At 58.6% G+C, this 5,890-nt stretch carries 7 protein-coding genes; 4 read left to right on the forward strand and 3 right to left on the reverse strand.

All coding sequences use genetic code 11. The features are described 5' to 3' along the window. The coding region (locus A3754_RS13940; RefSeq protein WP_063520176.1) for a TonB-dependent siderophore receptor at positions 1-1,512 on the forward strand (1,512 nt) is incomplete at its 5' end. A 66-nt stretch (positions 1,513-1,578) separates the two neighbouring features. Here the strand turns inward: A3754_RS13940 and A3754_RS28740 are convergent. Both A3754_RS28740 and hemB read right to left on the reverse strand, forming a co-directional pair. Continuing rightward, on the reverse strand, positions 1,579-1,707 hold the full coding sequence (locus A3754_RS28740) for a hypothetical protein (RefSeq protein WP_255343071.1): 129 nt from the start codon (positions 1,705-1,707) through the stop codon (positions 1,579-1,581). Between the two features lie 141 nt (positions 1,708-1,848). After that, a complete protein-coding gene (gene hemB / locus A3754_RS13945; protein WP_063520177.1) occupies positions 1,849-2,853 on the reverse strand; it encodes a porphobilinogen synthase in 1,005 nt (334 codons plus the stop codon). 251 nt (positions 2,854-3,104) lie between these two features. On the opposite strand from hemB, the gene A3754_RS13950 reads away from it, so the two are divergent. From A3754_RS13950 to A3754_RS13960, 3 genes are all read left to right on the forward strand, one after another. After that, on the forward strand, positions 3,105-3,527 hold the full coding sequence (locus tag A3754_RS13950) for a VOC family protein (RefSeq protein WP_063520178.1): 423 nt from the start codon (positions 3,105-3,107) through the stop codon (positions 3,525-3,527). Between the two features lie 3 nt (positions 3,528-3,530). Further along, entirely contained in the window at positions 3,531-4,028 is a 498-nt protein-coding gene (gene greB, locus A3754_RS13955) for a transcription elongation factor GreB (protein WP_063520179.1), read from the forward strand. Positions 4,029-4,115: 87 nt separating this feature from the next. After that, on the forward strand, positions 4,116-4,748 hold the full coding sequence (locus A3754_RS13960) for a DUF502 domain-containing protein (protein WP_063520180.1): 633 nt from the start codon (positions 4,116-4,118) through the stop codon (positions 4,746-4,748). 187 nt (positions 4,749-4,935) lie between these two features. Here A3754_RS13960 and A3754_RS27745 read toward each other — a convergent pair. Beyond that, a partial coding sequence (locus tag A3754_RS27745) for an alpha/beta hydrolase (protein ID WP_063520181.1) occupies positions 4,936-5,890 on the reverse strand: 955 nt, incomplete at its 5' end.

Raw genomic sequence — 5,890 nt, forward strand, 5'->3', positions numbered from 1 at the left:
TTGTTCTCCTGGGTATTGATGAGCAGGGAGATGGTTGTGTTGTCCGTGGGCACCCAGGTTGATCACGTGGATGATAATGGTTTCCTGTTTGCGCCTTCCTTTACCTGGCTGCCCACGGACAACACAACCATCTCCCTGCTCATCAATACCCAGGAGAACAATGGCGGGATCTCTGCCCAGTTCCTGCCCGCAGAGGGGACGCTATTGCCGGGCGTCAAAGGGGGTATTCCGGTTAACACCTTTGTGGGGGAGCCAAGTTGGGATCGTTATGATCGCAGGCTGAATGAAGCGACCCTGTTTGTAGATCAACGCCTGAATGACCATTGGAACATGGCACTGACCGCCCGCCATTCCAGTTCTGAGACCGAAACCCGCGAACACTGGGCGGCTATCGGAGCCGGGGTTGCCAGTGATGGGACAACGAATCGGACCATCCATATGGCGGACCGGGAAACGAGCATCAGCAACTTTGATGCTCGCATGGAAGGTAACTTCGGTTTTGCCGGCACTTACCACACTCTCGCGATTGGGGTGGATTACCAGGATGCGCTCTGGGAGGAAGGTAACTATGAATCCACCCTGGGCTCGCCAATCAACCTCTATGATCCGGTGTACGGCAACGTGGATTATAGTGCACTGACACCTGAGGACCGCAATGACAACGCCATTCGTCAAACTGGCGTGTACCTGATTGACCATATGGAGATTGGTAATGTGGTGGTATCCGGCGCCCTGCGCCACGACGAGTCCACCAACAAGGTCTATGTGGTTAACGATAACAACAATGAAAGTGATGACAGCGAAACCACCGGCCGTCTTGGCTTGATGTACCAGTTCGATTTTGGCCTCTCTCCCTATGTGAGTTACTCCGAGGCCTTTGTGCCGAATCTGGGGACTAACGATGGCAGCAGCCTTGCAGCCACCACTGGCGAGCAGCAAGAGGCCGGTTTCAAATACCTCAACGACTCGGGTGATCTTTCTGTCACTGCAGCCTATTTCTACATTGAAGAAACCAACCGTGTGGTGCAGGGAAGCAGCCCCAACACCGTTGACCAGGTCGGCGCTAAATCCGAGGGCTGGGAACTGGAAGTGAAGAAGCGCTTGGGGAATCTTGAGCTGCTGGCCAGTTACACCGACCAACGTGTGGTGGATGACCAATCTGGTGAGCGTCTGCCGTACCTTGCCGACCGTCTGGCCTCTGCCTGGGGTAAGTACGAACTGGAAAATGGTCTGCGCTTTGGTGCCGGTGTGCGTTATGTGGGCGACAATGTGGGCTTTGATTATGCCGGCGATGCAGATGGTGTGGGGGCCAACCCGAAGGTTCCCTCTGTCACGCTGTATGACGCGATGCTCGGTTACGCTGTCAGTGACTGGGACTTCAGCCTCAACGTGCGCAACCTGACAGACAAGGAATACGTCTCCTGGTGCCGCGGTCAGTTGGGTCCCCAAGTGTATGACTGTGGCTACGGTGAAACCCGCACGGTGACCGCCGATGCTCGCTACCGCTTCTGATCAGAGCGTGAAAATAAAAAAACCGGCGCTTGCGCCGGTTTTTTTGTGTCTGCTTATCGGCTTTCTTCAGCCCTGAAAAATCCAGGATTGCTGCACGATATCCAGTTGTTCCATTTCTTCTGCGGTGGGTGCGCGGGCATCGGCGATGGCCACGGCAGACACAGCAAGACCCAGTACCAGCATCAGGGTACGCATAATAATCACTCCTCGGGCCAGAGATCCAATATAAGAACAGAATCAGCAAAAGCGCGGGGGAGTGTAATGGGACGAAAGAAAATGGCATTGGCCGGGCAGGCCAATAGCGTCTGCCCGGCTGGTCAGTTTATGAGCAGGCGCTTAGCCTTTCAGTTTCTGCGCTGCCGCTTTGGCGAAGTAGGTCAGGATGCCGTCGGCCCCGGCCCGCTTGAAGGCCAGCAGGGATTCCATCATCACCTTGTCCTGGTCCAGCCAGCCATTCTGGAAGGCGGCCATGTGCATAGCGTACTCGCCACTCACCTGGTAGGCGTACACCGGCACCTTGAATTCGTCTTTTACCCGGCGCACCACATCCAGATAGGGCATGCCCGGTTTCACCATCACCACGTCGGCACCTTCCGCCAGGTCCAGGGCGATTTCGTGGAGGGCTTCGTCGGCGTTGGCCGGGTCCATCTGGTAGGTGGTCTTGTCCGCCTTGCCCAGGTTGCCTGCGGAGCCGACGGCATCGCGGAACGGACCGTAGTAGGCGCTGGCGTATTTGGCGGAGTAGGCCATGATGCGGGTGTGGATATGGCCGTGATTTTCCAGCGCTTCCCGGATGGCGCCGATGCGGCCGTCCATCATGTCGGAGGGGGCCACCATGTCAGCGCCGGCGTCGGCGTGGGAGAGGGCCTGTTTGACCAGGGCATCCACGGTGACATCGTTGAGTACATAGCCGTTGTCGTCGATGATGCCGTCCTGGCCGTGAGTGGTGAACGGGTCCAGTGCGCCATCGGTGATCACGCCCATTTCCGGCACGGCCGCCTTGATGGCCCGTACCGCACGTTGTGCAAGCCCTTCCGGGTTCCAGGCTTCGCGGCCATCCAGGGTCTTTACCTCGGCCGGAGTGACCGGGAACAGCGCCATGGCCGGGACGCCCAGCTCCGCCAGTTCGCGGGTTTCTTCCACCAGCAAGTCGATACTCTTGCGTTCCACTCCGGGCATGGAGGGCACAGCTTCGGTCTGGTTGCTGCCTTCCAGCACAAATACCGGGTAGATCAGATCGTCCACGGTGAGGGTATGTTCGCGCATCAGCCGGCGGGAAAAATCATCGCGGCGCATGCGGCGCATACGCGTGGCAGGCCAGGGGGCTCGGGTGACAGACATGCGCAGGGTTCCTCTAGTAATATGGGCGCGCCTGATGCGGATGCGTCTTGCTGTTAGCTGGCAGGACACCCAGTAAAGACGTTTCGAGTACCGAGTTTCGAGTTGCGAAAACCTGGATTCGCGCAAACGGGGTTTGCCTTTCGCAACTCGAAACTCGGTACTCGCAATTGGCCCGGGTTGGGGCAGCAACATAACGTGCAGCGCGGTCTGCATCAGACCGATTCACGAGAGTTTAGCAAGAGCGGTAGACGATGGAAAAACAACCGGCCTTTCATCTGGCCTTTTTGGTAAACGACCTGGAAGACGCCGCCGACTTTTATTGTCGGGTGCTGGGTGCGCGCCGAGGCCGTGATGCGCCCAACTGGATCGATATCGACCTGCATGGTCATCAGCTCTCTTTGCATAAAGGCGAAGATCTGACGCCGATCCAGGGCTACAGTGAGGTGGATGGCCACCCGGTGCCCATGCCGCATTTTGGTGTGGTGCTGGATTTTGCCACCTGGGAAATGCTGGTGGAGCGAATTTACGAGCACGACTGGCCGTTTCTGCTTAAACCCCGCGAGCGGTTTGTGGGGCAGCCGGCAGAGCAGGGCACCTTTTTCGTTCAGGACCCCACGGGCAATACGCTGGAGTTCAAGGGGCTGCGCGAGCTGCACCGGATCTTCGAGGTATAACCCATGGGCCGCTGGCGACCAAAGGGCACTCCCGCCTCCAAGTACATTACCTTGGAGGGCTACCATAAGCTCAACGATGAGCTGCAGTATCTGTGGAAGGAAAAGCGTCCGGTGGTTACCCAGGCGGTGCAGGAGGCGGCGGCCCAGGGAGATCGCTCGGAGAACGCGGAATACATCTACGGCAAGAAACAGCTGCGTGAAATTGACCGGCGTGTGCGCTTTCTCAGCAAGCGCCTGGATGACATGACGGTGGTGGATCGGGTGCCGGATGACCAGAGCCGGGTATTTTTTGGCGCCTGGGTGGAACTGGAAAACGACGCCGGTGAGACCGAAATCTACCGGCTGGTGGGGCCGGATGAAACCGATGCGGCAAGAGGCTATATCAGCATCGACGCGCCGCTGGCACGGGCCTTGCTCAAGAAACAGGTGGATGACGAGGTGGAGGTACGAACCCCGGCCGGAGAGCGTTGTCTGTTTATCAACCGCATCTGGTATGAGTGATGCGGCACGCGACATGCTCCACGCAACATGTATAAAACACCGGTTTTTTAGCGTGTTGCGTCATTTTAATTCTTTAGGGGAAAACCGATGACAGGTTCCAGTCGTATCTGGTTCTTTATCCGCAAGTCGCTGCTGGGTGGGCTGACCATTCTGCTGCCCATTTCCATTATCGTGTTCTTCTTTAAATGGATTTATCAGACGGTCACCGAGCTGATTTCGCCGTTTACGTCGGTGTTTATCAGCGCCTTCGGGTTGCCCAAGTTTGTGGCGGACTGGTTGTCGGTGCTGGCGGTGCTGGTGCTGTGTTTTCTGGTGGGCACGCTGGTCGCCACGCGACTGGGAAGCTGGGCCTGGCAGCAGTGGGAAGAGCATGTAATGACACGTCTTCCCGGTTACACCACGGTGCGTGAAGTGATTGCCCAGCTGATGGGCAGCAGTGCGGACAGCCCGTTCAGCCGTGGTGAAGTGGCACGGGTCTGGCTGTATGGCAGGGAGACGGACGTGTCGGTGACCGCACTGGTCACGTCTCGCCACGCGGATGGCCATGTCACCGTTTTTGTGCCCACCGGCCCCAATCCTACCAGCGGATTTATCTACCATCTGGATGCGTCTCTGGTGGAGTTGCATCCGGAAATCGGGGTGGAGAGCATGATGAAAACGGTGGTTTCCTGTGGTGCGGGTACGGCGTCGCTGTTCAGGGCCGACAAGCAGGAAGGCTGATCAGTCCCACTAGGAAGCCGCTGTAGGAGTTCCCTTCCAGGGGACGAACCTCGCGCAGCGAGCCGACCGGAGGGAGGCTTTTCTTTTGAGGCCTGTCGAGCACGGAAATGCCTTATCGCCCTTCGGTCGATTCCGTGCTACGCACGGTTCGCCCCCTGGAAGGGAGCGCCTACAGGGGGGGGGGCGCCTACGCGTTCAATTTCACCTTTTGTTCCGCCAGCGCGCCTTTCATAAAGTCCCGCATGGCTTTCAGGTATAGCCCCTGATCCAGGTGCAGCAGGTGGTTGCCCGGGAACCAGTGCACATCGCAATTATTCCAGTGTTGGCGCAGCAGGTGGCTGTGCTTGGGCGGCGCGAAGCGATCGCCGGCACCACCGATGATCATGCGCCCGCTTTGTGGTACCTGGCAGGGCCAGGTTAACGGCGAATGCAGGGCGGTAATTTCGCGAAGGCCGGCGGTGTTGGTGTCGTAGACCTGATTCAGCAGCTTCACCTGCTGGTTGATCGGGAACCAGCTTTTCATCAAATCGATCACGCTCACCAGCGGTACATTGGGAATGGCAAAGGCCAGGTCCTTTTCCAGTGCCGCCAGCAGGCCGGTGGTGTAACCGCCCAGGGAAATGCCGGTGGCGCCGATGGCGGGTGAGCCTTGCTCGCGCAGCATCCGCATGAACAGGCGCAGGTCATGAATGGCGTGGGCAAAGGTTTCGTTCAGTGCAGCCATGCCCTGGCTGAAAAATTCGGCGCCGCTGAACGGAGCGAAACGGCTCTTGCGGCGGCCATGGAAAGGCAGGGTGTAAAGCAACACATCGAAGCCCTGCTTGTAGAACCAGGGCAGCGCCAGCCAGCGGGTATTGAGCCAGTACGGGTCGGCCACGAATCCGTGAATCATCACCAGGGTGGGGCGCGGGCCGTCGTGGTGGCGCCAGTGTTGCGCCCAGGCGGTGCCGTTGCGGGTGTGATTCAGGTAGCGATCTTTCAGGGCCGGATTTTTCGGTGTGAATGGCGACGCAAAATGCAGGGTGTGGGCGTCGCCATCCTCGGGCTGAAAGTGGTAGCTGGAGACCGGGCTGCGTTTGATCTCCACCTGCGCGGCGGGCGGGGTGAAGAACGCATTGGGATCGCCGGCCGCCAGGAAGGGG

Source organism: Alcanivorax sp. HI0083, from assembly GCF_001635175.1.

Coding starts and splice junctions, on each gene's coding strand:
- A3754_RS28740 (WP_255343071.1), bottom strand. CDS start 1,707: ATGCGTACCCTGATGCTGGTACTGGGTCTTGCTGTGTCTGCCGTGGCC.
- hemB (WP_063520177.1), bottom strand. CDS start 2,853: ATGTCTGTCACCCGAGCCCCCTGGCCTGCCACGCGTATGCGCCGCATG.
- A3754_RS13950 (WP_063520178.1), top strand. CDS start 3,105: ATGGAAAAACAACCGGCCTTTCATCTGGCCTTTTTGGTAAACGACCTG.
- greB (WP_063520179.1), top strand. CDS start 3,531: ATGGGCCGCTGGCGACCAAAGGGCACTCCCGCCTCCAAGTACATTACC.
- A3754_RS13960 (WP_063520180.1), top strand. CDS start 4,116: ATGACAGGTTCCAGTCGTATCTGGTTCTTTATCCGCAAGTCGCTGCTG.